At 36.5% G+C, this 24845-nt stretch carries 20 protein-coding genes, 2 pseudogenes and 1 CRISPR repeat array; of the genes and pseudogenes, 15 read left to right on the forward strand and 7 right to left on the reverse strand.

Annotated elements, in window-relative coordinates; genetic code table 11:
* Window positions 1-404 (reverse strand): cupin domain-containing protein (locus CP947_RS02195; RefSeq protein ID WP_096711902.1); only part of this gene is annotated, 404 nt, incomplete at its 3' end.
* Between the two features lie 114 nt (window positions 405-518).
* Between CP947_RS02195 and cas6 the strand changes: the two genes are divergently transcribed.
* The 9 genes from cas6 (at window position 519) to cas3 (ending at window position 16510) form a co-directional block, all read left to right on the forward strand.
* On the forward strand, window positions 519-1247 hold the full coding sequence (gene cas6 / locus CP947_RS02200) for a CRISPR-associated endoribonuclease Cas6 (RefSeq protein WP_096711630.1): 729 nt from the start codon (window positions 519-521) through the stop codon (window positions 1245-1247).
* 19 nt (window positions 1248-1266) lie between these two features.
* Window positions 1267-1860, forward strand: a complete 594-nt coding sequence (gene cas4 / locus CP947_RS02205; protein ID WP_096711903.1) for a CRISPR-associated protein Cas4 — start codon at window positions 1267-1269, stop codon at window positions 1858-1860.
* 33 nt (window positions 1861-1893) lie between these two features.
* Window positions 1894-2871 (forward strand): type I-B CRISPR-associated endonuclease Cas1b, encoded by a 978-nt coding sequence (gene cas1b, locus CP947_RS02210; RefSeq protein WP_279387839.1) that lies wholly within the window; start codon window positions 1894-1896, stop codon window positions 2869-2871.
* Window position 2872: 1 nt separating this feature from the next.
* The gene (cas2, locus tag CP947_RS02215) at window positions 2873-3136 is read left to right on the forward strand and encodes a CRISPR-associated endonuclease Cas2 (RefSeq protein WP_096711632.1); all 264 of its coding nucleotides are present in this window, start codon (window positions 2873-2875) and stop codon (window positions 3134-3136) included.
* Between the two features lie 213 nt (window positions 3137-3349).
* Window positions 3350-11116: direct repeats of the CRISPR family, unit length 30 nt; unit sequence GTTATAATCAGACCTTAGAGGGATTGAAAT.
* Window positions 11117-11273: 157 nt separating this feature from the next.
* Window positions 11274-12650, forward strand: coding sequence for a type I-B CRISPR-associated protein Cas8b1/Cst1 (cas8a1, locus tag CP947_RS02220; protein WP_096711633.1), 1377 nt, complete (start codon window positions 11274-11276; stop codon window positions 12648-12650).
* Window positions 12647-13672: a type I-B CRISPR-associated protein Cas7/Cst2/DevR gene (cas7i, locus tag CP947_RS02225; RefSeq protein ID WP_096711634.1), complete on the forward strand. Its 1026-nt coding sequence runs from the start codon at window positions 12647-12649 to the stop codon at window positions 13670-13672. Before cas8a1 ends, cas7i begins: the two co-directional genes overlap by 4 nt.
* Window positions 13673-13674: 2 nt before the next feature.
* Window positions 13675-14328 carry a type I-B CRISPR-associated protein Cas5b gene (cas5b, locus tag CP947_RS02230; RefSeq protein ID WP_096711635.1) on the forward strand — a complete coding sequence of 218 codons (654 nt, stop codon included), beginning with the start codon at window positions 13675-13677 and terminating at the stop codon, window positions 14326-14328.
* Window positions 14300-14752, forward strand: coding sequence for a CRISPR-associated endonuclease Cas3'' (locus CP947_RS02235; protein ID WP_096711636.1), 453 nt, complete (start codon window positions 14300-14302; stop codon window positions 14750-14752). Before cas5b ends, CP947_RS02235 begins: the two co-directional genes overlap by 29 nt.
* A 201-nt stretch (window positions 14753-14953) precedes the next feature.
* The gene (gene cas3, locus CP947_RS02240) at window positions 14954-16510 is read left to right on the forward strand and encodes a CRISPR-associated helicase Cas3' (protein ID WP_096711637.1); all 1557 of its coding nucleotides are present in this window, start codon (window positions 14954-14956) and stop codon (window positions 16508-16510) included.
* Between the two features lie 108 nt (window positions 16511-16618).
* Here cas3 and CP947_RS11100 read toward each other — a convergent pair.
* Window positions 16619-16711: pseudogene (locus tag CP947_RS11100) on the reverse strand (IS5/IS1182 family transposase); the annotation flags it as partial.
* 399 nt (window positions 16712-17110) lie between these two features.
* Window positions 17111-18058: an IS5 family transposase gene (locus CP947_RS02250; protein WP_096711639.1), complete on the reverse strand. Its 948-nt coding sequence runs from the start codon at window positions 18056-18058 to the stop codon at window positions 17111-17113.
* 240 nt (window positions 18059-18298) lie between these two features.
* Here CP947_RS02250 and CP947_RS02255 point away from each other — a divergent pair, with 240 nt between their 5' ends.
* The 4 genes from CP947_RS02255 to CP947_RS02270 all read left to right on the forward strand — a co-directional run bounded on the left by CP947_RS02255 (window position 18299) and on the right by CP947_RS02270 (window position 21584).
* Window positions 18299-19354: a 60S ribosomal export protein NMD3 gene (locus tag CP947_RS02255; RefSeq protein WP_164909053.1), complete on the forward strand. Its 1056-nt coding sequence runs from the start codon at window positions 18299-18301 to the stop codon at window positions 19352-19354.
* Window positions 19351-20490: an ATP-grasp domain-containing protein gene (locus tag CP947_RS02260; RefSeq protein WP_096711641.1), complete on the forward strand. Its 1140-nt coding sequence runs from the start codon at window positions 19351-19353 to the stop codon at window positions 20488-20490. The genes CP947_RS02255 and CP947_RS02260 overlap by 4 nt, the downstream gene beginning before the upstream one ends.
* Window positions 20491-20573: 83 nt before the next feature.
* The gene (locus CP947_RS02265) at window positions 20574-21068 is read left to right on the forward strand and encodes a transcription factor (protein ID WP_096711642.1); all 495 of its coding nucleotides are present in this window, start codon (window positions 20574-20576) and stop codon (window positions 21066-21068) included.
* A gap of 3 nt (window positions 21069-21071) precedes the next feature.
* Window positions 21072-21584: a TIGR00295 family protein gene (locus tag CP947_RS02270; protein WP_096711643.1), complete on the forward strand. Its 513-nt coding sequence runs from the start codon at window positions 21072-21074 to the stop codon at window positions 21582-21584.
* A 29-nt stretch (window positions 21585-21613) separates the two neighbouring features.
* On the opposite strand, the gene CP947_RS02275 is transcribed toward CP947_RS02270, so the two are convergent.
* Window positions 21614-21931, reverse strand: a complete 318-nt coding sequence (locus tag CP947_RS02275; RefSeq protein WP_096711644.1) for a PHP domain-containing protein — start codon at window positions 21929-21931, stop codon at window positions 21614-21616.
* Window positions 21932-22195: 264 nt separating this feature from the next.
* Here CP947_RS02275 and CP947_RS10475 point away from each other — a divergent pair, with 264 nt between their 5' ends.
* Complete coding sequence (locus tag CP947_RS10475) at window positions 22196-22333, forward strand: hypothetical protein (protein ID WP_164909054.1); 138 nt, start codon at window positions 22196-22198, stop codon at window positions 22331-22333.
* A 112-nt stretch (window positions 22334-22445) separates the two neighbouring features.
* Here CP947_RS10475 and CP947_RS02280 read toward each other — a convergent pair whose 3' ends face one another.
* Window positions 22446-22613 carry a hypothetical protein gene (locus CP947_RS02280; protein ID WP_375363017.1) on the reverse strand — a complete coding sequence of 56 codons (168 nt, stop codon included), beginning with the start codon at window positions 22611-22613 and terminating at the stop codon, window positions 22446-22448.
* Between the two features lie 188 nt (window positions 22614-22801).
* On the reverse strand, window positions 22802-23419 hold the full coding sequence (wrbA, locus tag CP947_RS02285; protein WP_096711904.1) for an NAD(P)H:quinone oxidoreductase: 618 nt from the start codon (window positions 23417-23419) through the stop codon (window positions 22802-22804).
* A gap of 413 nt (window positions 23420-23832) precedes the next feature.
* Between wrbA and CP947_RS02290 the strand changes: the two are divergent.
* A pseudogene (locus tag CP947_RS02290) lies at window positions 23833-24072 on the forward strand (IS5/IS1182 family transposase); the annotation flags it as partial.
* On the opposite strand, the gene CP947_RS02295 reads toward CP947_RS02290, so the two are convergent.
* Window positions 24036-24836 (reverse strand): ABC transporter permease, encoded by an 801-nt coding sequence (locus CP947_RS02295; RefSeq protein ID WP_096711645.1) that lies wholly within the window; start codon window positions 24834-24836, stop codon window positions 24036-24038. The pseudogene CP947_RS02290 and the gene CP947_RS02295 overlap by 37 nt on opposite strands.
* Window positions 24837-24845: the final 9 nt, after the last annotated feature.

A 24845-nucleotide genomic window follows, 5' to 3' on the forward strand; every position in this document is an offset into this window, starting at 1 on the left:
ACCGTACATCCCACAAGTGAATAGTCATATTTGGAATTATCACACACTGTTGCACCAAAGACTGAACCTGCAGGGACAATACCCTGTGGTATCTCACCGTTTAATATGTCGTTTCCAAGATGGATTGGTTCATAATCACCATTTGGATGTATCATATGTATGTCAATGGGTGCCCCACTGTAAAAATGCCAGATTTCTTCCTGTTTTATTGTGTGAAGTGCTGAAAATTCGCCTTGTTTTAATAAAAAGTAGATTGCCGTGGAAAACGCATGATCTATAGTAAATCTTTTCGGTAGGTATTGGTGTTTGATGGTTTCCCCGGATCTGTATGTTTCTTTAAAAAACCCACCTTCGGGGTGCTTGCTCATATCAAGGTATTTTATGATTTCATCAGCGTTGTTCATGGTTATCTCCTGAATTGTATTAAGGTACTTTAAGCCCTTGCTTTAGTGGATATTGTGAGATCACTATGACATGTTCATAAAAAATATTTATACAATGCTAATCATGTGTCATATATGCGATGTAAAGTAAGCTTAAAAAAATTATCTTCTAATCCTATCCATTATGATTACCAGTATGGGTTGGCTTCTATATTATATAAGCGTTTGACAACTGCAAATGTAGAACTTGCAAATGAAATTCATAGATATAAAGGTTTCAAGTTCTATACATTTTCCAATTTGATTGCAGAGGATAAAATTCCTAATAACAAGGGTTTGAATTTTAGTAAAGCTCATTTTTTCATATCATCTCCTGACAATAAATTTATCAAAAGTTTTGTTGAGGGATTATTAATGCAACCTGAGTTCTTTCTGGGAAAAAATGAACTGAAAGCGAATTTTACAATTGAAAATATAGAGTTGCTCGAAGAACCTAACTTTTCAGATAAATGTATTTTCAGGACTCTTTCTCCTATCTATGTAAAAACCCAGAGAAAAAAACAGGATAAACTTGTTATGGTGGACCTCTATCCCAAGGAACCTAAATTCTATGATAATTTATATAGAAATTTAGTAAACCGCTATGAGGAATACTATAAACAATCGTTGGATCATTACCATTTTGATGTTTTGGACGTCTACAATGTTAAACCCAAACGCATATCGATTGGTAATACCCAAAGGCGTTGCAGTATCATGACTTTTGAAGTAGAGGCAAATCCCGAACTTATTGCTTTTGCATACAATGCAGGGTTTGGAGAAAAGAATGCAATGGGATTTGGATGTGTAGATATAGTGGAGTAAGGTGTACCATATGGGGCAGATGAAAAACACTGATTCCGGAAAGAAGAGAGAGTCAGAACAACCAGATGTGGACCCAAATTCGTTTGCAGCCGTTTGGTCGGATTCAGTGCGTATAACTGGTGTAAAAGTTGCTTACTATCATATCTGCCATACAAAACTCTGGCTTTTTTCTCATAATATTAATCTTGAGCAGGAAAATGCAAATGTACAAATTGGCAAGCAACTTCATGAAGATCGTTATAAGAAGAAAAGAAGGGATGTTACAATAGGTAATACCATGAGTATAGATTTCTTGGAAACAAAGGGTACAATCAGGATTCATGAGGTCAAAAAGACAAAGAAAATGGAAAAATCCCATGAAGCACAATTGCTTTTCTATATCCACTATTTTAAGAAACAAGGTATTGAAGCAACGGGTGTTATCAATTATCCGCTACTGAATAAGACCCAGAATATTACGCTGACTCCTGAAAATGAATCAACTCTTATTCAGGAAATAGAGGACATAAAGATAATAGTGCTTGGGAAGATGCCAAACCCGAAAAGAAAAAAGATCTGTCCCAAATGTGCCTATTATGAATTTTGTTTTAGTGGTAGTGAGTATGAAGAATGAAGGGGGAATTTTATTAAAAGCGAATATTATATCCTGCAGGATGGTTATCTGAAAAGAAAAGAAAACACTGTCTATTTCCAGAATAAGGATGAAAGAAGACTTCTGCCCATAAACAAGATTTATTCCATCTATGCATACGGTAAATTATCTTTTTCTTCAGGGGTGGTTTCATATCTTGCTAAAAATGGAATCCCGATACATTTCTTTAATTACTACGGTTTTTATGAGGGTAGTATGTATCCAAGGGAGACTTTGATAAGCGGTGACCTTGTGATCAATCAGTCTGCCCATTATCTGGATGATTCAAAGCGGAAGTATCTTGCAGGTAAGTTTATTGAAGGTGCATGTGGCAATATTCTTAAAAATTTGCGCTATTATTCAAGAAATGATGAATATCATCAGCAACTCAATGACTTTATAGGACGTATTGAGGATGAAATTGTTAAACTGCCTGAGACTGATTCTATATCTTCAATGATGAATGTTGAAGGCAGATTGCGTGGCCTGTATTATCAGGCATTGGATGAGATTCTTCCTGAGGAATATATGATTGTTAAAAGAACCCGCAGGCCTCCGGAAAATAAGATGAACACCTTAATAAGCTTTGGTAATTCCCTGATGTACACTACTGTTCTTTCTGAAATCTATAATACGCAGTTGAACCCGACAATTTCCTACCTTCATGAACCGTTTGAAAGGCGTTTTTCCCTTTCTCTTGATGTAAGTGAAATATTCAAACCAATTATTATCGACAGGATTATTATGAAACTAGTCAATAAAAATATGCTTGATGACAATTGCTTCAGAGGCGAGATCGGGGATATGCTTCTTAGTGAGAAAGGAAAGAAGATATTTTTGCAGGAGTATAACGATAAGTTGGGTACAACAATCAAGCATAAAGGTCTCAACCGTAAAGTTTCATATAAAAGGCTTATAAGGCTGGAACTTTATAAACTTTCAAAGCACATCCTCGGAGTTGAGGAGTATAAGCCACTAGTGATGTGGTGGTAATATGTATGTGATTGCTGTATATGATGTGGGGATTGATCGTCTGAATAAGGTTCGTATATTCCTTAAACAGTACCTCAATTGGGTTCAAAACAGTGTCTTTGAAGGAGAGCTTACAAAAGCTGAATACATAAAGGTAAGGTCAGAAGTAAAAGAACTCATTGATGAAGATGTTGATTGCGTCTTTTTTTATCATGTCAGGGATAAGAAATATCTTGGTTTTGATGAAATGGGTACCAGAAAAACAAATATTGATACGATAATCTGATGTTTCTATGACATTTTCGTGGATGTTTATAAAGCTACTTCCAAATTAAAGATCCACGAAAATGAGCAATTTGGATTTTGAATTTTTGTTACATTTGCAGACTATTCATTGAATTGCTTTTTTTGAATAAACGTAACTGGAGACGCAATTACACACTTTTTTGTTGAATTATATTCGTCTCAATAAGCCTAAAATAAGATGAAATCCATCTTGGTTATAATCAGACCTTAGAGGGATTGAAATGAACTCTTGAGAGTTCATTGACGTCAGCCTTCTCAATGTTATAATCAGACCTTAGAGGGATTGAAATCACAGTTTGCAGAACTTGACGGCAGCGTATTGTCAAGTTATAATCAGACCTTAGAGGGATTGAAATTTCTCTCACCTCATATTCGAATACTTGTTACACTGATAGTTATAATCAGACCTTAGAGGGATTGAAATTAATACACATATCCATCTGCGCTGGATATATTATTGTGTTATAATCAGACCTTAGAGGGATTGAAATTGTTGGCAAACAATCATTTATATGAAACAGACCAGTTATAATCAGACCTTAGAGGGATTGAAATGTTACTTCCTGTGATGGTATAAATATTTCATCTACGGTTATAATCAGACCTTAGAGGGATTGAAATGTTCCGTGGGTGCGTATTAATGATCCACAGCCTGCGTTATAATCAGACCTTAGAGGGATTGAAATACTCAAAAGGCGACACTTTCGAGATGCCTGTCAAGGGTTATAATCAGACCTTAGAGGGATTGAAATTAAGCGCGCCGGGTTGCATTTCCTTTCCTCCTTTTTTTGTTATAATCAGACCTTAGAGGGATTGAAATGCATTTAATTCTTTTTGGGAAACTATAAAAGATTTAGTTATAATCAGACCTTAGAGGGATTGAAATAGTCTTACCTTCTATCTTACCTTCTTTCATGTCATCGTTATAATCAGACCTTAGAGGGATTGAAATACAGTATTTGAGGATTTAGAACATTACAAGAAACGTGTTATAATCAGACCTTAGAGGGATTGAAATGTTTATGTCGATATGATAATGCATTGATACAATTAGTTATAATCAGACCTTAGAGGGATTGAAATATAAGTTCGGCTTCATTTTTATCTACCAAACCTTTCTTGTTATAATCAGACCTTAGAGGGATTGAAATGTTATCGCTGTTTTTGTTACTGCATACGCCAGACAGTTATAATCAGACCTTAGAGGGATTGAAATCATGCTATTTCGTTCTGGAATGGAACGACGTATTCCGTTATAATCAGACCTTAGAGGGATTGAAATTTTCCTAGTCTTATACTATCTAAAACATTGCAATCGTTATAATCAGACCTTAGAGGGATTGAAATTTAATCAGTTTGTACTTAGGTTGTTCGGGTTGCTTTGGTTATAATCAGACCTTAGAGGGATTGAAATACCAAGGCGTTTAGTATCGAAACCAGCAGGTATGTGTTATAATCAGACCTTAGAGGGATTGAAATGACGATGACACAACGATGGAAATAATACATGTTGGTTCACGTTATAATCAGACCTTAGAGGGATTGAAATGATGCACTATCGACAGTATTATAAGTAATCTGTGGTAGTTATAATCAGACCTTAGAGGGATTGAAATGAAATTCTGTTGTCTTCATCAAAAATAATATTATAGTTATAATCAGACCTTAGAGGGATTGAAATTATTAAATATGTATAAGCATATAAATGAACTGAAAAAGTTATAATCAGACCTTAGAGGGATTGAAATGACAGATTGGATTTAGTACAACTGCTGAAATGGAAGGTTATAATCAGACCTTAGAGGGATTGAAATTCAAATAAGCATACCTTATATGGAACAATACTGATAGTTATAATCAGACCTTAGAGGGATTGAAATGTAGTATGCTCACATTTCCGCATTGATATAGCACATGTTATAATCAGACCTTAGAGGGATTGAAATATGACGTATCATTATCAGGTGTAACAAACTCAACACGTTATAATCAGACCTTAGAGGGATTGAAATACATTAATGTACATACATGTACAATGAACAATGGCTATGTTATAATCAGACCTTAGAGGGATTGAAATGATATTGGTGGTAAAGAAGTTAGAGGTACGTTTAAGTTATAATCAGACCTTAGAGGGATTGAAATTCGATTAAGCACATATCAAAGGTACTTATGCAATTCTGTTATAATCAGACCTTAGAGGGATTGAAATCCTCATCAATGGCTACTCCAGACATACTCCAGTAGGGTTATAATCAGACCTTAGAGGGATTGAAATTCAATTAAGCACATATCAAAGGTACTTATGCAATTGTTATAATCAGACCTTAGAGGGATTGAAATTACATTACCCCAGAGATTTTCGATACCACGATAGACGTTATAATCAGACCTTAGAGGGATTGAAATATGTTTGGCACTGAACACTCTAAAACAACGTTTGTGTTATAATCAGACCTTAGAGGGATTGAAATACAGGGGAGGGAAAAATAGAAGACTACACGGAACATGTTATAATCAGACCTTAGAGGGATTGAAATGCAACAGGTGAAGTTACTTATGGAAGCAATCCTAGGTTATAATCAGACCTTAGAGGGATTGAAATACTGTGTGGTAGAGTATTTCCCCAAAAAGCGCAATGGTTATAATCAGACCTTAGAGGGATTGAAATAAAACAGAGCTGCATACCACGATGAGCCAGGGAAAGTTATAATCAGACCTTAGAGGGATTGAAATGAAAACCACAGAGCAAGCCCCTGTGGATCAACAGGGTTATAATCAGACCTTAGAGGGATTGAAATAAGCCAAACGGTGAACCGTCATCATTCATAATAGTCGTTATAATCAGACCTTAGAGGGATTGAAATCCGGCGAGGATGTCGATGAAAAAAAGTATGATGATGGTTATAATCAGACCTTAGAGGGATTGAAATATAATAACGGATAAAATACAGAATAAAGTACAGAATGTTATAATCAGACCTTAGAGGGATTGAAATATCGTCCACAATTCCATTAGGGGCAACCACTCCAGAGTTATAATCAGACCTTAGAGGGATTGAAATGGACTTTCAATACTGGGCATTTCTATTTGTGGAGCAGTTATAATCAGACCTTAGAGGGATTGAAATGAAGATGATGTCGGTGGAGGTGTCTTCTAATGCCAGGTTATAATCAGACCTTAGAGGGATTGAAATGATATATGATGCATTGAGCCTGTAATCATAGGAATAGTTATAATCAGACCTTAGAGGGATTGAAATATAATAGGGGCCAGTAATCTTTTTAAGGTGATTATAGTTATAATCAGACCTTAGAGGGATTGAAATACATCAGAAAGGATCGATATGCTTTGTCGTGCAAAATCGTTATAATCAGACCTTAGAGGGATTGAAATTAATAAGGATGTATGAAACATGCAACAAAAAATAAGTTATAATCAGACCTTAGAGGGATTGAAATTCTGCTCATATTTCTTGTTGTTTTCCGTCTCGAGGTGGTTATAATCAGACCTTAGAGGGATTGAAATTCTCTAATCTTTTCTTCAAGTACTGCTTCAAGATTAGTTATAATCAGACCTTAGAGGGATTGAAATGGGAATCAAAGAAGGGCAAAAACTACCGTGATGCTGTGTTATAATCAGACCTTAGAGGGATTGAAATCCATAGATTACGATATCTGCAGGCGATGAAAGGAATGTTATAATCAGACCTTAGAGGGATTGAAATGTAGTTATTCAACAATGGGTTATGCAGGGCGCTCTGTTATAATCAGACCTTAGAGGGATTGAAATTTCAATTTGAAATTTGAGTGTGAAGAACCTTATGCATAGTTATAATCAGACCTTAGAGGGATTGAAATTTATGCCTCACTCCTGATATACGAACGATGCATTGAGTTATAATCAGACCTTAGAGGGATTGAAATATTGATTGGGCAATTGAACTTGCTGACAACACACAAGTTATAATCAGACCTTAGAGGGATTGAAATCGAGAATATACCCAATCAGACTCATGCCCGAAAAAAGTTATAATCAGACCTTAGAGGGATTGAAATAACCTTTTTATTTTTATTTATTACTGGTGTACCTGATATTGTTATAATCAGACCTTAGAGGGATTGAAATATAGGTTAACGTATTTTATCCTAATTGTACTATCGTGTTATAATCAGACCTTAGAGGGATTGAAATCTTGCTATATCTGTAGCACCATTATTGAAAATTCTGTTATAATCAGACCTTAGAGGGATTGAAATAACTTTATGCGTGGAAATGAGGGTATTGAGGAAATAGTTATAATCAGACCTTAGAGGGATTGAAATGTTTGTTTTTTACAATTTTAAGTCCACCCCGATTACGTTATAATCAGACCTTAGAGGGATTGAAATGTCATCAAAATCAGTTGCAGTAAGTACACCGCTTGAGTTATAATCAGACCTTAGAGGGATTGAAATTTTTATCACCTTATTGTAGTCACCAATACTAAATAAGTTATAATCAGACCTTAGAGGGATTGAAATTCATCATCTTCAAAATGATATGTGCATAACGTATCAAGTTATAATCAGACCTTAGAGGGATTGAAATCATAAACAGAAACAATAAAAAGGATTGAACAAACATGGTTATAATCAGACCTTAGAGGGATTGAAATATTTGAGACAATACGATAGTACAATTAGGATAAAATGTTATAATCAGACCTTAGAGGGATTGAAATATGTACTTGAATGTACATAGATGTAACTATTTGTGCCGTTATAATCAGACCTTAGAGGGATTGAAATGGCAGTACATCAATACAGGAATTTGAGTTTGACGGGTTATAATCAGACCTTAGAGGGATTGAAATCGATGCTTATGTGAAATCTTACGCTACAAGTCAGCCAAGTTATAATCAGACCTTAGAGGGATTGAAATGGAGATAGAAGAAAAGGAGGAGACAAAATGAGTATTGGTTATAATCAGACCTTAGAGGGATTGAAATATACCTAGCAGTGCAAAAATACCATACAACGCATACTGTTATAATCAGACCTTAGAGGGATTGAAATATTTTCAAAAAACTGGAGAAATTACAGCAGTCATAGTTATAATCAGACCTTAGAGGGATTGAAATACTGAGCATACGTTTAATACAACATTGAATTTTGAGATGTTATAATCAGACCTTAGAGGGATTGAAATTATTTTTAAGGGATGTAGCACTAAATGACTTAAATCGTTATAATCAGACCTTAGAGGGATTGAAATATAGATACAAGTGCTGATTCAGTTATATCTATCATCATGTTATAATCAGACCTTAGAGGGATTGAAATTAGGATTGCAGTATTTTGAATGCTTCTTGGTCTATTGTTATAATCAGACCTTAGAGGGATTGAAATAACTACATTAACAACTGAGGAAGTCGAAGATATTGGTTATAATCAGACCTTAGAGGGATTGAAATTAGTAAGTATCTAAAATCATATCATGGATAGACCGGTTATAATCAGACCTTAGAGGGATTGAAATCTGCGTCAGAGGGGCGATCTGTGAACGCTGTTTGTTTGTTATAATCAGACCTTAGAGGGATTGAAATTGAGTCTAAAAGACTCATGATACACATGCACAGCACATGCACGTTATAATCAGACCTTAGAGGGATTGAAATTAAAATGATTAATAAAACAGATTAATCTAACTTAACTGTTATAATCAGACCTTAGAGGGATTGAAATGACTTCTACCACACTCATTGGAGCATTGTAACCAAAGTTATAATCAGACCTTAGAGGGATTGAAATTTGCCCTCCCGTTAGTAGCAGGTCTCGCAGCCGTTGGGTTATAATCAGACCTTAGAGGGATTGAAATATGATTATTCATTTGCTCTAATTCGGTAGGCGTGGATGTTATAATCAGACCTTAGAGGGATTGAAATTACTCTTTTATTCTTTAAAGGTTTATTTAATTGTGAGTTATAATCAGACCTTAGAGGGATTGAAATCATAACATTGATTATTCATAGACGGATATAGTGCCAGTTATAATCAGACCTTAGAGGGATTGAAATTTTTAAGTCTCTAATTAGTAATAGGTTGTCTAAGTTTAAAAGGCTGTTATAATCAGACCTTAGAGGGATTGAAATTCAGCAACAAACACATTTGTAACTGAAAATGATGTGTTATAATCAGACCTTAGAGGGATTGAAATATTTCAAACTTCAAAGTGCAACGGGAAAACAACCCGTGACTGGAGACGTTGGTTATAATCAGACCTTAGAGGGATTGAAATACATTCTGGATCGTGAATGTGTCTCCGCCGATATTTGGTTATAATCAGACCTTAGAGGGATTGAAATTATGTCTGTATTCCTTGTAGATGATCGAGATTCAAGTTATAATCAGACCTTAGAGGGATTGAAATATAACATGAACTATAGAAGTATAGTTCAAGGTTGGAGTTATAATCAGACCTTAGAGGGATTGAAATTCTCCTCTATCAATTCCATACTTTTCCATAATTTTTTGTTATAATCAGACCTTAGAGGGATTGAAATATCTTGGCATGCTTGATTTCATGAGGGTCATATTTCGTTATAATCAGACCTTAGAGGGATTGAAATACTTATAAAACCGTGCAAGTACACGATTTATATACTGTTATAATCAGACCTTAGAGGGATTGAAATTCTGCATAGGAGCCTTGCGCGCCCATTCTTGATTTTGTTATAATCAGACCTTAGAGGGATTGAAATTTGATGCCATCTTGTCCTGTACCCGTTCCTTTGTCTTCGTTATAATCAGACCTTAGAGGGATTGAAATTTCAGTGTTGCAGCCGAACTTGTTACGGTACCCAGGTTATAATCAGACCTTAGAGGGATTGAAATCTCTTTGGAAATGCTTTTGGTCTGTTCTCTACAGCAGGTTATAATCAGACCTTAGAGGGATTGAAATGATGATGTGATTGAAAATACATGGAATGAAAATGAGTATGATGTTATAATCAGACCTTAGAGGGATTGAAATACACAATATAAAATATGGAATCAGTAGACATCATGTTATAATCAGACCTTAGAGGGATTGAAATTGTTACAACAAAAGGTAATGGTAACACGAGTAACCAAAAGTTATAATCAGACCTTAGAGGGATTGAAATAAACGAGCGGGTGAACATGAAGAACGTAATCATCTTGACGTTATAATCAGACCTTAGAGGGATTGAAATAAACAGCCATAGATAATAGGAACATTCTTTCGGTCCCTGTTATAATCAGACCTTAGAGGGATTGAAATTTCATGTACTGATAACGAACTATTTATGACTGGATGTTATAATCAGACCTTAGAGGGATTGAAATATCTGCTTGTTGTTGTACGGATCTTTGTGTATCGATCCGTGTTATAATCAGACCTTAGAGGGATTGAAATAAATGCGTAAACGGATCAAAATATATATCACTCGGTGACGATTGCGTTATAATCAGACCTTAGAGGGATTGAAATGCGCTTCTTTGGCGGTGAATTCATCATCATACTTTTGTTATAATCAGACCTTAGAGGGATTGAAATTTCGTTCCTATGTTTGTATCTGCTGAATCTGCACCTGTTATAATCAGACCTTAGAGGGATTGAAATTTTCTTATATGTTTTTTATATTCTTTTATACTTTCATTGTTATAATCAGACCTTAGAGGGATTGAAATTCAATAATTTGAATTTGTTGTTTTTGTGGTGGCTCAGTTATAATCAGACCTTAGAGGGATTGAAATGCAATTATCATGTTTGTATGTTTCGTCTTGAACGGTGTTATAATCAGACCTTAGAGGGATTGAAATTTATATGTATAAAAACATCTATAATAGAGTATATAGTTATAATCAGACCTTAGAGGGATTGAAATGATTGAGTGTAATTTCAGTATTTCCGGCAACCTGACTGGTTATAATCAGACCTTAGAGGGATTGAAATTATTATTTAGACGCTATTTTAATAAACTAATCAATACAAAGTAAAATTAAACTTTCTGATTTAATATCGGAACTGTATATACAGTTTTGAAGTAGATTTATAACGATAAAAACATTTATTAATATGGCCAGAACTCTAAATATGAGGTCATTAGAAAATGGACGGGTTTGTGGGAGATCCCATCATAACTTCCGGCTTACTTGCGATTAAATTGAACACAGGTTTCAGTATTAGCGAATGCCCTGAAGATAAATTGAAGCAGGCAAGTGAACAACTTGTAGAATTATATCTAACTCCTGCTTGGTCAAAGGAGTTACAATCTATTTTTCCCAATAGTACTTACATTCAAAGTGCAAAAAATTATGATAAGAAAGGCAAATCGATAGAATTCTTGTATGAGCTTATAGAGGGCTTAAATTCTGAAAACAATAATGATGAGTATTGCGTATTTTGCGGCAGTCCTGCACATCAAAGAAATGATGGCAAGCCATTTGTAAAAACGCAGGTTCCACTAATTGGATCTTCTGATTTTACTAACTTTTTCCCCTCTTTCAAAAATGGCATGGACTTATGTGCAAAATGTGCTCTTGCTATTCAATTTTCTCCACTTTTGTACTATAAATCAGGAGGCAAACCTTGCTGTATAAGTTGTAATAATCTTCTTGTTTTAGAAAAATTTGGACAAGAATGTATTGAATACATCACGCAAAAACATGCTGCGGGATCTTTTAATTCAAAAGAAACTTCAGGAATACTCGATGAAGGTTTCAAAAATCCACAGAATGCATTATTTAACCTTGCTTATAAATTCATAAATTATGAAAGAGAAGAAGAAGCGATTGATAAAGAAGAAATCGTCCTTTACTTGATGGATAACTATAATCAAAACCCTGCAGGGGTTTCCATTTACAAACTACCTAATAATGTATTCAGTTTTGTTGCATCAGTTATGCATTCACCCGAATTAAAAGATGTATGGTACTCTCTTTTATCAAAGCACTATAGGGGTAAAAAAGACAAAAAAAGCGGCTTACCAATATGGAAAACCAACTATAATCAAATTCATGATTATCTTTTGAAAAACAGAAGTATTTTAAGATTTTTCAGAGACGATGTCAACAAAAAAACCACTGTTCCGTGGATATTAGTTGAAAATTATATGCAGAGGGTGAAGAATGTGAATCAGAACCGGATTAATGCAATAAAAGATTATGCTGATAGGATTGCGCAATGTATAACTGAATCTAAGAAAACAAAGCGCATCAATGATTTAATATCTGCAAAAGACTTTCCAACTTTTAAAAATCAACTACGTATGATTGGAAAAGATTGGCAAACCCTTGGTAAACAAGAGCCTTTGATCACATTTGATGATTATGTCTATTCTATCATGCCAGATGATTATTCCAACTGGAGAGATGTTCAAAATCTAATAACTATAAGGCTATATGAAGAATTGCATCCAATCCTTGCAAATACAGATGAAGAAATGACCGATATAGATGAAGAAAGAGCCGAAGGTGAACAAATATGAAAACAGTAATTGGCACATATCTGATAGATGCTCCTTTTTCAGCATTGAACAATAAAGGAATAGACTCACGTGGGGGTAACGAAAATGAGGTCTCTACTAAATCTATCTATTCTCCAGAAGGTGTAAGACCATATGTTTCTGGCCAGGCTTTGAGATATTGGTGGAGAAATGTTCTAGAAGAAAAGTATGGATGGAACTGCTCACCTGTAGAAGTAGTTGGAAAGAACCAGGCAGTCACAAAAGGCAACCCACTTGAATATGATGATGACGATATGTTTGGTTATATGAGTGCCAGGAAAGAGGAAGTTCCAGGAAAAAAGAAACTAGAAAATGTGACAGTAACACGTGTATCCCCACTAAAATGCTCTCCTTTAATCGGCTATCCCATCAGGCCTACTTCTGATTTTGGAGTACTCTCAAGGAAAACGGAATCAGATCCAATCCTTTTTGCACACCAGTTCTATAGTAATATACTGAAAGGAATTTTTTCGATTGATCTGGATTCGGTTGGAAAATATACCATGATAAATAAATCCGGGAGTAAAAATCTATCTCCAGCTTTGGCTGAAGAATATGACTCCAAGGGATTAAAATCAGGGGAAAATGTCTATGAAGCCCCCTTAGAAATCAAGAAAAAGAGAGTGACTGATACATTAAAAGCAATCAATTACTTGAATGGTGGGGCTATGCAAGCATTGCATCATACTGATGTAACTCCTAAACTTATAATCTTGGCTGCATTAAACGGTGGAAACAATATTTTCATGAATATAATGCCACACAAAAATTATGAAAACGGCTTGGTAAACATCGATGCTCTTTATGAGGTACTAGATGACTACAAAGATGATTTGCTAACAATGGTCTATATTGGAATTTTATCAGGTTTTGAAACTGATAAAGATAAGGAAATATTCCATTTCAAACCTCCTGAAGGCGTACAGGTTGAAATAACTACACCTGTCAAAGCAGTTGAAATGTTTACTTCCGAATTAGAAGATAATGTAATAAAAGGCGAATGATCATGAAAGCCCTCAGGGTCGAATTAAAGGCAATGACTGCATCTTTTCGCTATCCGATGTTTGCAGTATCCTACCAGCCAACATACAAAGTGCCTCCTCTCTCAACCATCTACGGCCTTTTATCTGCTGCAAAAGGAGAAAAGGTGCATGTATGGGACCTTGCCATAGGCTACGATTTTTCCCATGAAGGTGAAGGAGTGGATTTGGAACGTATTCTGGAATATGGTGGTGAAAAAAAGACAAAACCCGTTTCATATCAGGGAAGTAACATTGTGCAAAGACAGTTTTTGTACAACTGCACATTGAACCTTTATATTTCAGACCTTGATTTTAAAAAGTATTTTGAAAAGCCCTATTATACATTATTGCTAGGTAGACAAACAGACCTTGCAATGGTAACTCGAATTGAAGAAATCAATCTTGAAAAAAAGAATAATGTATCTGTCAAAAACACAATGATACCATTTGACGGCAAAGTTCCAGGACAGATTGTTTCTTTACCATCTGATTTCACAGATGAACCACAAAGAAAACCCATTGAAGTGCGTCCCTATTGTATTGTTGAATCCGAACAACAGATAGACATTGGGTATTTTGATAGTGAATTAAATAAAGGTGTATGCCTACATGAATTCGACAATAAAGGCAAAGAGTAATGGAGAAACACTTGAAGAACATACTTCCAAATGTCTTTCTGTTTTTTCTAATTTAAAAGAAATATACAGTGAATTAGATCAATTCACTAAGTATCCTTATTTTTATACTGATATATTCAATGCACTTTTTTTTCATGATTTTGGAAAAGCTGCAAATGGATTTCAAGAAGCACTTGAATCAAAAAAAAGCAGATGGAAGTACAGGCATGAGATTCTATCTGTAAATTTTGTGGATTGCCTAAACAATCATGATTTAGATTTCACAAAAGCTATGGTTTTGACCCATCACAAGAATATTGATGAACTTTGGGACTATTTTGAAGATGAATATTCTATTGGCAACAATTTTGAATACAAGATGGAAGAAATCAGAAACAATTTGTCTAGCTTAAACCAACTAATTGCAAAGTACCCCCAATTTTAGACTGACTACTTTGGTTGTAAGAACAAAAACCCAGAAAATCTTACCCTTGATCCAATCACTGAAATTCCAAAGGATAAAAATGAATGGCAACGCATTTTTCTCAAAATAACAAATAAGGACAATTTTCCTCCTTATCTGGGACTCTTTGGGAAAGGATTTGTAAATTCATGCGACCATCTTGCTTCAAGTGGAATTGACCATGTGCTTAAACCAATTTCTGATATGTATTCTGTTTATAATTTCGAAAAACTTACAGATGTTCAAAATAAATGTTTGAGTACACGAGGCAACTCCATCGTTATATCCCCAACAGGTTCAGGAAAAACAGAAGCTTCCCTCTTTTGGAGCTCTGCTAATTTAGACAAAAATTCCGGAAATCGCATATTTTACACCTTGCCATATACTGCAAGTATAAATGCAATGTATAATCGACTCTTATATGACTTCTCTCCATATTACTCTACAAATGGATATGTTTCCTTGTTGCATGGGAAAGCAACTTATTTTCTGTATAAGCAATATGATCAGGAACAATACAAAGAAGTAAAAAATATTACAAAGAAAATCTATAGTCCATATAAGATAATGACCCCATTTCAGTCCATAAAACACTTCTTCTCCCTCAAAGGCTATGAGATGGGTATTCTTGAAATGTACCGTGGCCTGTTCATATTTGATGAAATCCATGCATACGATACCAGAACTGCCGGCCTGATTTACTCAATGTGTTCTCATTTAGTTAATGAAATGGACGCTAAGGTAATGGTAATGTCAGCAACCCTTCCAGATTTTTTAAAAGATTTATTTCAGGATATGCTGGATGTTGATGAAGCAATAAAGATGAATGAAGGTGAATCCAACAAATATCTTCGTCATCGATGCAATATACTTGATGGAAATATATTTGACAACATGAGTTTAATCGCTGAACGAATTCAAGCCAATGAGAAAGTATTGGTTGTTTGTAATACTGTCAAGCAAGCTCAAAATGTGTATAATCATCTTCAAGGTTTTACAAAAAAGTCTGCTCTTCTTCATGGTAAATTTGTGTTGCGTGACAGAGAATTAATAGAAAAAAATCTACAAAATCTCGATTTGCTGGTAGGGACCCAGGTAATTGAAGTATCTCTAGATATGGATTATGATGTTTGTTTTACTGAACCAGCTCCAATAGATGCTCTTATACAAAGATTTGGCAGGGTTAATAGAAAAAAGAATAGTGAAGGTTATCCACTAAAAGGTATATGTGATGTATACATCTTTTCTGAAGGTTCTGAAAGTGACCATTACATATATGACCAAAATTTAGTGAAAAAAACATTGGATTCATTGGCTTCAGTAGATTTAATGCATGAAACAATGCTCCATAACATAGTCAATGATGTTTATGGCAATGGTTTCGGGAAAAATCAAAAATTGTTCGACGAAACAAAAGAAAGGTTTAAAGAAATAATCGATAATATCGCTCCTTTTAAAGGTTCTCATTTCAAGGAGTCTGATTTTTATAATCTATTTAATTCTATAGAGGCCGTTCCATCTAATTTCAAATCAGAATACCAAAAATGCATTAATGAAGGAAGAATTTTTGATTCAATGCAATATACCCTTCAATTAACTACCGGACAATATTACAGGTTACTAGGTGAGGATAGAGTTGATTATGATGTTGATTGCAGGCAATTATTTATTGACGCCAAATATTTGCGTGTAATGGGTTTGTTGATCGACGAACCATATTTTGAAAATAATATTTTGTGATTGATTAATTGCGTTTATCCTGCATATTTTGCAATAAATGGAATTATTGTGATTTTTGAAGTTATATAGACATATTATCGTGTGCCCTGAATCTGTAAGAAATAAAGGCTCTGTAGAAATCCTCATTTGGAAAATTACTGAAATAGAAGTTGCCCTGTCTATATATTTGAACTTGACCTCTTTGACCTGATTTCTGTATTTTTACGACGGTATACCACTAAATTACAGATTTAATGAGAGTTCCAGATTTTCAATCTGGAACAAAACACATTCATCACCAATGTGTTTTTGCCTATCCAGAATCACATTGGGGACCTTTCATCTAAAAATGATAATTTATTAATGGAAGGTAGAGGGAAGGATTTCTACAGAGCCCTTTTTCTCATAACTGATGTCAAGCCTTCCATATAACCACCTTCAATAGCAACATTTGAAAATAAGCTGTACTATACAGGGATACAGTAGGGATAATAAAAGAGGATTCAGATTAACGTTCCTCTTCCAGAACTTCTATAAAAATTGTTCTTATTATTGTTCCATTTGCCTGTTTCCCAGGCAATTATTCTGAAATATCTGCTTATTTATAGATAGCTTCCGCTCTCAGGCCATCACCCCTTTTCTTTTTAACGTCCTCATTTGATGCAAATTGAAACAAAACGCCGTAACCATCATTTTTAGATTTACTCTTTTAACCGTCGTAACCATCACCTTTCCCGCTTTGAATACGCCTTTTGTCACCGCATACACCCTTTCACAGGGCATCCTCTGTACACTAATCCTGTCATTACGCATAATCTGTTTGATATTTAGTGGCTTTCCTCTTACCGCTCTTTGCATCGTTGCCGCAAATCCCTTTGCCTCCACTCCAAAATATCCCTTATCCCTATACACCACTTCTCCTTTTTTTGACAGATCCACCTGTGAATCATGTACTGATGCCACAGTCGTTTTAAACCTTCGAATCAACTCATTCTCCTTATCAATAATCGTATGCAGTTTGTACCCAAAATATGATTTGCCACCTTTTTTTGACCAATTTCCATCCCTGCTTCTTCTTGTTTTTGCCTCATCACCTCTCATTTTCTCCTGATTGGCATGTCCAGGTTCTGCAACAATAAAGGTTGCATCCTGAATCATTCCCTTTTTAATTTCCAATCCTCTACAATCAATCTGTCTTTGTAGTTCTCCCCATATTTGTTCTTCCAGTCCCAATTTTGCAATCCTCTCCCTGAATGACCATACAGTTGTGTCATCAGGTATTCGCTTTGGAAACCCCAGGAATTTTCTGAATGAAATACGATCAATACATTGTCGTTCAAGTTCTGGATCTGAAAGACCATGCCATTGTTGTAATACAAGCATTTTGAACATCATTACAACATCATTTTCAGGTCGACCACCTTTGTCTGTCCTGTTGATATACATTGATTCCAGTATGGGACGAAATGGTTTCCAGTCGATTAGCTTGTCTATTTCAGATAGTTTGTCACCAGCAGCTATCAAACGGTCATATTCCTGTTTCAGGGTGAAATTAATGAAAGTACTCATATAACTAAATTTATCTTGATTAGATATAAATATTGTTGTTTAGTTTGGGTGAGAAGAGGAGTTAATCAGAAATCTCTATAGAATAACATGTGTAACCCATTTGGGTAACATAGATTGGAAAAAGAAACTGGTCTTGAGGCAATTAATATAAAAATGGATTATCAAGGACGTATTGAAACAGAAATCCCAACAATATGTCCAAAAGACTAATATACAACACAATATCAAATGCAGCGTCTAATGAAAGAACTCATATGCCCTAAATGTGGCAATCCTACTCACAATCTTTATGAAAATGTGTGCAAGAACTGTTTTTTAAAGCAGTTTAAACTTGCCGAATTAGACCCGGTCATAAGCACCCAGATCTGTGCCAGATGTGGCTCCAAGTACGAAAGGGGGCAGTGGACAGATACAAAACACGATACAAATACAGTACTTGAGAAAGTTGAAAGCGAACTGTTGCTTCATGAAAATGCAGACATAATTGAACTTGGATTTGAACCTCAAAAACTGACTCCCTACCAGTATATTGTTAATATTTACATTCAGGCAGAAATCTACGGCATGCCTCTGGAAGAAAAACTTACAACTGAGGTCCGTGTCCAGCGCAGTGTCTGTGATGCATGCAGCAGGATAGCTGCCGGTTACTATGAAGGAATCATCCAGCTTAGGGCAAGTAACAGGAATCCTACAGATGAAGAAAAGAAAAAATGTGACCACCTGGTCCGCGATACCCTGAGCAGGATGGAGAAAAAAGGGGACAGACTGGCTTTTATTTCAAACATGTCTTCATCAAAGGAAGGGACAGATTACTATATTGGCTCATCCGGAGCCTGCAGGCAGATCTGTAAAATTATAACATCCAAACTTGGAGGAGAACATCAGGAATCCCCGTCCCTGTTCAGCCAGCGAGATGGTAAGGAGCTCTATCGAGTATCATATGCCGTACGCCTGCCAAAATATGTTCCCGGAAATATTCTCTATTTTAATAATCAGGTATTGCAAATAAAAAATTGTGATAAAAAAGCCAAATGTATAGACCTGCAAACCGGCAAGAAAGTTATTGCATCCATAGAAGATATCGAAAAGGCCGAATTCCTGGGTGTATACAATGATTCAATACTGGCTGTGCTGGTGGCAATTGAAGACAATGCCATAATGGTCCTTGATCCCACAAACTACCAGACAGTGACCCTCAAAAAACCCTTTTTCCTGACTGCCAGAGAGGGAGAGGAAATTCCGGTACTTAAAACCGAATATGGAATAATACCCATCCCCGAAGAGATAGAAGCATGAAAAATATCCTGATAATCGGGTACAGCAGCAGGAATATTGCCTGTTCTGCCATGGATGCAGGATATAATGTATATGCAATTGATGCTTTTTGTGACCGGGATCTGGAATATAATACCTGCAAATGCCATGCTTTGATGGAAGAAGACATCCATAAAGTGGATCGGGAAGAAATTGTCCGGATAATGGATAATTTCGAAACGGATTTTGACGGAGTAGTCCTGGGTTCGGGGTTTGAAAATCTTGAGAGGGAAATCTTTGACTGCCCAGTCCTGAATAATTCTGTGAGACAAATGAGAACTGTATCGGATAAAAAATGTTTTGCAGAAGAATTACAAAAACTTGGGATCCCCCATCCTGAAACCCACGTAGCTACTAATCCGCCTCAAATAAACACCCCTATGATACTCAAACCAGCAATCGGGGGCGGAGGAATTTTCAATAAAATAGTAACCAGTGCAGATGAACTGGAATATCAGATTGACAATATATGCAAAGCCGGAAATTTCAAACCGGATGAACTTATTCTGCAGGAAGTCATACCCGGCACTGCAGCAAGTGTTTCCATGATAAGTGATGGAAAACAGGCTACTACAATTGCTGTTAATGAGCAACTTATTGGAATTGCCTGGCTTACTAACATGCCGTTTGCCTATTGTGGAAATATCACTCCCATGCAGACAGCCCATGAAAAGGAAATGATTGAAATCTGCAAAAAATTATGTAAACACTTCGAACTGAAAGGCTCCAATGGAATGGATTTCATAATTACAGAGAAGGGGCCATTGATACTGGAAATAAATGCCAGGTTCCAGGGAAGCCTGGATAGTGTGGAAATTGCAACAGGAATCAATCTGTTTCAGGCTCATGTAGATGCATTTAAGGGGATGTTGCCAGAAAAACCGAAATACCAGCGGTGGGGTGGGAGAACTATACTGTATGCTTCTGAAAAACCGGTTACTGTCCGCAAACAAATATCTGAAGTCTTTGGAAGGGGGCGTTTTGCAGACATCCCGAAATCCGGATATGAGGCATTCCCGGATGAGCCGGTTGTTTCTATACTGGCAGAGGGTAATTCCAGAAGCGATGTAATTGGATATATGAAAGAACAGGCGAAAATGCTGCATAAGATAATGTAATGCAACCCCATAACTATAAATAGCATGAAAGGTAGAAAGCGTAAACTCTACTTATTACTAATTCCTTTCCATGAGGCGATCAATTGATAGATTTAAATGACCCTGTAGTACGAGGATACCTGATACAGCTGCTTGGAGAAGAAGGAATCACAATGATTGAGAATATGCCCGAAGGTGAAGTCACCGACGAGGAAATAGCAGAAGCTACGGGTGTGTTATTGAATATTGTTCGAAGAAACCTATTCATAATGAACGAGAATAAACTTGCTGTATGTCGCCGGGAAAGGGATTCAAGCAGCGGCTGGTTGACATACCTCTGGCAACTTGACATGGATGACATAGATACCCAGCTGACAAAAGAGAAGAAAAAACTCGTTAAGAACCTTCAGGCACGTCTGGATTTTGAAGAGGATAACGTATTTTATGTCTGCCCGGAAGGATGCATAAGGATTCTGTTCAACAATGCAGCTGAGTGCCATTTTCTTTGTCCGGTATGTGGTGAAGACCTGACCTTCCAGGAAAATACGGAAATGGTTGAGACACTAAAAGAAAGACTTACTGCCCTGCAGGAAAGTTGAGCAATGATCTCTTACAGGGATGCAATACTGCTACTCAAAAACGAAGGGTGTTCTGAAAAAGTAATCCAGCACTGCATTGAAGTATCAAGGGCATCCGAAGAGATTGCAGAAAGGCTTCAAAGAAGGGGCTACGATGTTGATATAGAACTCGTCAGAATCGGCGGGCTTTTACATGATATCGGAAGAGGTACCACACACGGCATTATGCATGCAGATGCTGGTAGCCGGCGTGCTACTGAACTGGGCCTTGACGAAAAACTAATAGATATTATAAGGAACCATATTGGTGCAGGTATCCCTAAAGATGAAGCAAAAGAAATGGGACTTCCACCACAGGATTATATGCCCCTCTCCATGGAAGAGAAAATAGTTGCTCATGCGGATAACCTTGTGAAAGGAACAAAACGCATATCCACAGAGGAGCGCATCAACCTTATGAAGAAAAAAGGTATCGGGAAAAAGGCCATCGAAAGAGTTCGTGCCCTTGCAGAAGAACTTGGAATTTGGCAACTTTAAATTTTATGGGATGCAGGAAAGCAATGATCTTATCTGGAAACTCTGCAACACTTTCTCCTGATCATAACTAAATCCATAAGAGAAGATATCTCTTTTGCCCTCTCAAACCTTTCACCTGGCATCTTTGCAAGCACAGTTTTTAGTTTAGCATTCCCAACATCAATACCCATACCCAGTATAAATTCAACGCCATATCTTGACGTAGTGTCACCAACAGAAAGAACACTATCCAGTGTATCATGATCCATAAGACATATAGATTTCAGTCCCACTTCAGAAGCTTCCTTAACCAGTCCGTCAGGTGAAAGTGTACCCCTCGGAATAGAAAGAATGTGTATGCATGTCAATAATCTTATTTTGCCCCTTATAGAATCAAATATACCCGGACCTCAGATAAACTCATAATCCATATATAATTTATGCCAGAATTGTATATATAAGACGTTTAATATATACTTAATATTCATTGGCTTTGTAGAAATACTCATGAGAATACAAATGTAACCACATAGTATAGATTTTCTACAAAGCCAATTTTTTAGAAACTCATAAATAGTGTTTAAACCGAATTATACTGCTGCATAAGGGAAATACAACGAAGGTATTTGATTATGGCAATGTCGAAAAAAGATATAGACAGAAAAAAAGGTGCAAAGAGAGAAAAACTGGCAAAACTGGAAGAATTAGCAGCCAGCGGCAACAAAGATGCCAAAAAGAAACTTGCCAAGGAAAAAAGGAAAGGAAAATAACTTCCTTTCACTTTTTTGACGTATGATTATTAATTTACAATCCATCCTTCAAAGAGTTTGCCGCCGTGCTTATACTCCCGAGCCCGGAAGTATATTGCGTTATACGTAGAGCTTATATGACTTCTTTTTTTGTTGCTCCTTTATTCATTGCCCCTATTACAAGGCCCTGTACCCCATTGATCGCACCGGCAGCGGCACCAAGGGACCTTGCAATGAGAAATTTGTATTTCATCGGGACGCTGCCATCTGAAAGTGCTGTCTGACGGGTGTTCTCCAGCAGAGCGAAGAATTCCGGGTCTGCACTTCTTTATTACTTCAAGTGGTTTTTCGGAAATTTTGTAGATATCTCCATAGTATTCACATGTAGTTTCACTTATGCTACCTGACTCATCCTTGCTGTTGAATTCGAATATTTTTACGTAAAGACTTCAGTATCACAATACCGGCATAGCTTTGAGTTTGCAGAAATCATTCACCTATAAGCTTTCGTGTAATCTCTGCCACATGCCGACCCTGGAAACGTGCAATTCCAAGCTCATTCTCGCTCGGATGCCTAGTATCAGGCCCGTTGCCCGCAATAGTTGAAGCTCCATAAGGACTGCCACCTGATATTTCATCAAGGGTTGTTTGTCTTACCTCTGAATAAGGAACACCCACAATCACCATCCCGTGATGCAGTAAAGTTGTGTGGAAGCTGAGTATGGTCGATTCCTGACCCCCATGCTGGGTAGCACTGGATGTGAAGACACTGCCAACTTTACCGATAAGTGCACCTTGCGCCCAGATACTGCCAGTGCTGTCAAGGAATGTTCGCATCTGGGCAGTCATCATCCCATAGCGAGTCGGAGTCCCGAAGATGATAGCATCAGCTTCCACAAGATTGTCTATACTTACAACAGGTATATGCCCGAAACTCTTTTTGGACACTAACGCCCCCATTTTCTCCAGAATCTCAGGACTAAGAGTCTCCGCTACCTGATAAATTCCGACTTCCGCACCTTCTACTTCCCGGGCACCCTCGGCAATTGCTTCCGCAATCCTGTAAACGTGCCCGTAGAGACTGTAAAATACAACGTTTATTTTCATTGTCCCCACTACCTTGGCTTCTATTTCCATAATAATATGTAACCTATGATAGATTCGTTTTAAATGACAAATAAGTTTTGGTTCTGTTAATATTTTCATAAGAGAACAAATGTAACCACTGATTTCACAGAGGAAATTTTAAGTGTTTTCTCCTTTCCTTATTCCATGAAGCCACAATTTTCCTGTATTTTGCCACAATCAGTCCTCCTATATACCAAACACTCAATACAATACAACAATGAATGAGGGGGTCTGTAGAAAACCTTCCCTTTAAATTCCACTAGTACATTATCATTTTTATAAGAAGTCCCCAATGTGATTGTGGCTATAAAAAGCACAATGGAGATGAATGTGTTTTGTTACAGATTGAGAACTGGAACTCCCATTAAATCTGTGACTTTATGGTATGCGGTCGAGAAATGAGAAATGAATTTGCTGAAGACATCTATCATTACAGAAAGCTGGTAGAGACGATGTTTTCTGTTTTAAAAAGGAGATATGGGGAAGAACTGAAGGCAACAAAATACAGAAATCAGGTGAAAGTGGTCAAGTTCAAATTATTAAGTTATAATAGAGACAGGACAACTTCTATTTCAGTAATTATTCAAATGAGGAATTATACTTTTTTAATATCTTCGACCATCAGGTCATAATCATCAAAGCCTTTTTCCACGACTACAATTACACAAATCAGGACACCCAGCACAGTAGTTACAAAAATCGCTACCATTATGGTTATCTGGTATTTGATAGCCAGTATGGGATCCACTCCCCCCAATATCTGACCGGTCATCATGCCCGGCAGGAATACTATACCCATAGTTGCCATGTTGGCAAGAGTTGGTTTGAGAGAAGATAGCATACTCCTTTGCATGTAGGGAAATAAGGCTTCTTTCTTGGATGCACCAACACAAAGCCTGTACAGGTAACGTTGTTCATTGTTCTTTACATCTTGATAAAAATCATTCAATGCAACAATATTTGCACGCAATGAGTTGCCCATAAGCATACCTGCAATGGGTATGAGATAGCGAGCCTCAAAGATATCATCAAGTTTTATGATAAAACCGGTAAAATAAAACAGAACCAGTATGTTTGCAATGGAAAAAAGGATTAGCATTGTGGGAAGAAAAGGTCCTGTCTTGAAATCCGTTCCTTCGAGTATGGTATATGTTGCAAAGAACAGCATTACAAATACCCATAAAACGTTAATAAGCGGGTTATTAATATCAAAAACTACGGTAAGCAGAAGCCCTGTCAGGAATAACTGGAAAGACATCCGCGATACGATAATGACACTTTTCTTTATGATACCCAATTTGAAATAATAACTTACCATAAAGGGAAGAATAAGCAACAAGGCGCAGAATATAAATCCGGAGACCCCGATATTTTGAATTAAGTTAATTTCTGCCATCTATGCACC

The organism is Methanohalophilus euhalobius (genome assembly GCF_900215215.1).
GTDB lineage: Archaea > Halobacteriota > Methanosarcinia > Methanosarcinales > Methanosarcinaceae > Methanohalophilus > Methanohalophilus euhalobius.

What these genes read in the sequence shown, in the direction of transcription:
- cas6 (WP_096711630.1), top strand. Translation starts at nt 519, where the DNA reads ATGCGATGTAAAGTAAGCTTAAAAAAATTATCTTCTAATCCTATCCAT.
- cas4 (WP_096711903.1), top strand. Translation starts at nt 1,267, where the DNA reads ATGAAAAACACTGATTCCGGAAAGAAGAGAGAGTCAGAACAACCAGAT.
- cas2 (WP_096711632.1), top strand. Translation starts at nt 2,873, where the DNA reads ATGTATGTGATTGCTGTATATGATGTGGGGATTGATCGTCTGAATAAG.
- cas8a1 (WP_096711633.1), top strand. Translation starts at nt 11,274, where the DNA reads ATGGACGGGTTTGTGGGAGATCCCATCATAACTTCCGGCTTACTTGCG.
- cas7i (WP_096711634.1), top strand. Translation starts at nt 12,647, where the DNA reads ATGAAAACAGTAATTGGCACATATCTGATAGATGCTCCTTTTTCAGCA.
- cas5b (WP_096711635.1), top strand. Translation starts at nt 13,675, where the DNA reads ATGAAAGCCCTCAGGGTCGAATTAAAGGCAATGACTGCATCTTTTCGC.
- CP947_RS02235 (WP_096711636.1), top strand. Translation starts at nt 14,300, where the DNA reads ATGAATTCGACAATAAAGGCAAAGAGTAATGGAGAAACACTTGAAGAA.
- CP947_RS02250 (WP_096711639.1), bottom strand. Translation starts at nt 18,058, where the DNA reads ATGAGTACTTTCATTAATTTCACCCTGAAACAGGAATATGACCGTTTG.
- CP947_RS02255 (WP_164909053.1), top strand. Translation starts at nt 18,299, where the DNA reads ATGAAAGAACTCATATGCCCTAAATGTGGCAATCCTACTCACAATCTT.
- CP947_RS02260 (WP_096711641.1), top strand. Translation starts at nt 19,351, where the DNA reads ATGAAAAATATCCTGATAATCGGGTACAGCAGCAGGAATATTGCCTGT.
- CP947_RS02270 (WP_096711643.1), top strand. Translation starts at nt 21,072, where the DNA reads ATGATCTCTTACAGGGATGCAATACTGCTACTCAAAAACGAAGGGTGT.
- CP947_RS10475 (WP_164909054.1), top strand. Translation starts at nt 22,196, where the DNA reads ATGGCAATGTCGAAAAAAGATATAGACAGAAAAAAAGGTGCAAAGAGA.
- wrbA (WP_096711904.1), bottom strand. Translation starts at nt 23,419, where the DNA reads ATGAAAATAAACGTTGTATTTTACAGTCTCTACGGGCACGTTTACAGG.
- CP947_RS02295 (WP_096711645.1), bottom strand. Translation starts at nt 24,836, where the DNA reads ATGGCAGAAATTAACTTAATTCAAAATATCGGGGTCTCCGGATTTATA.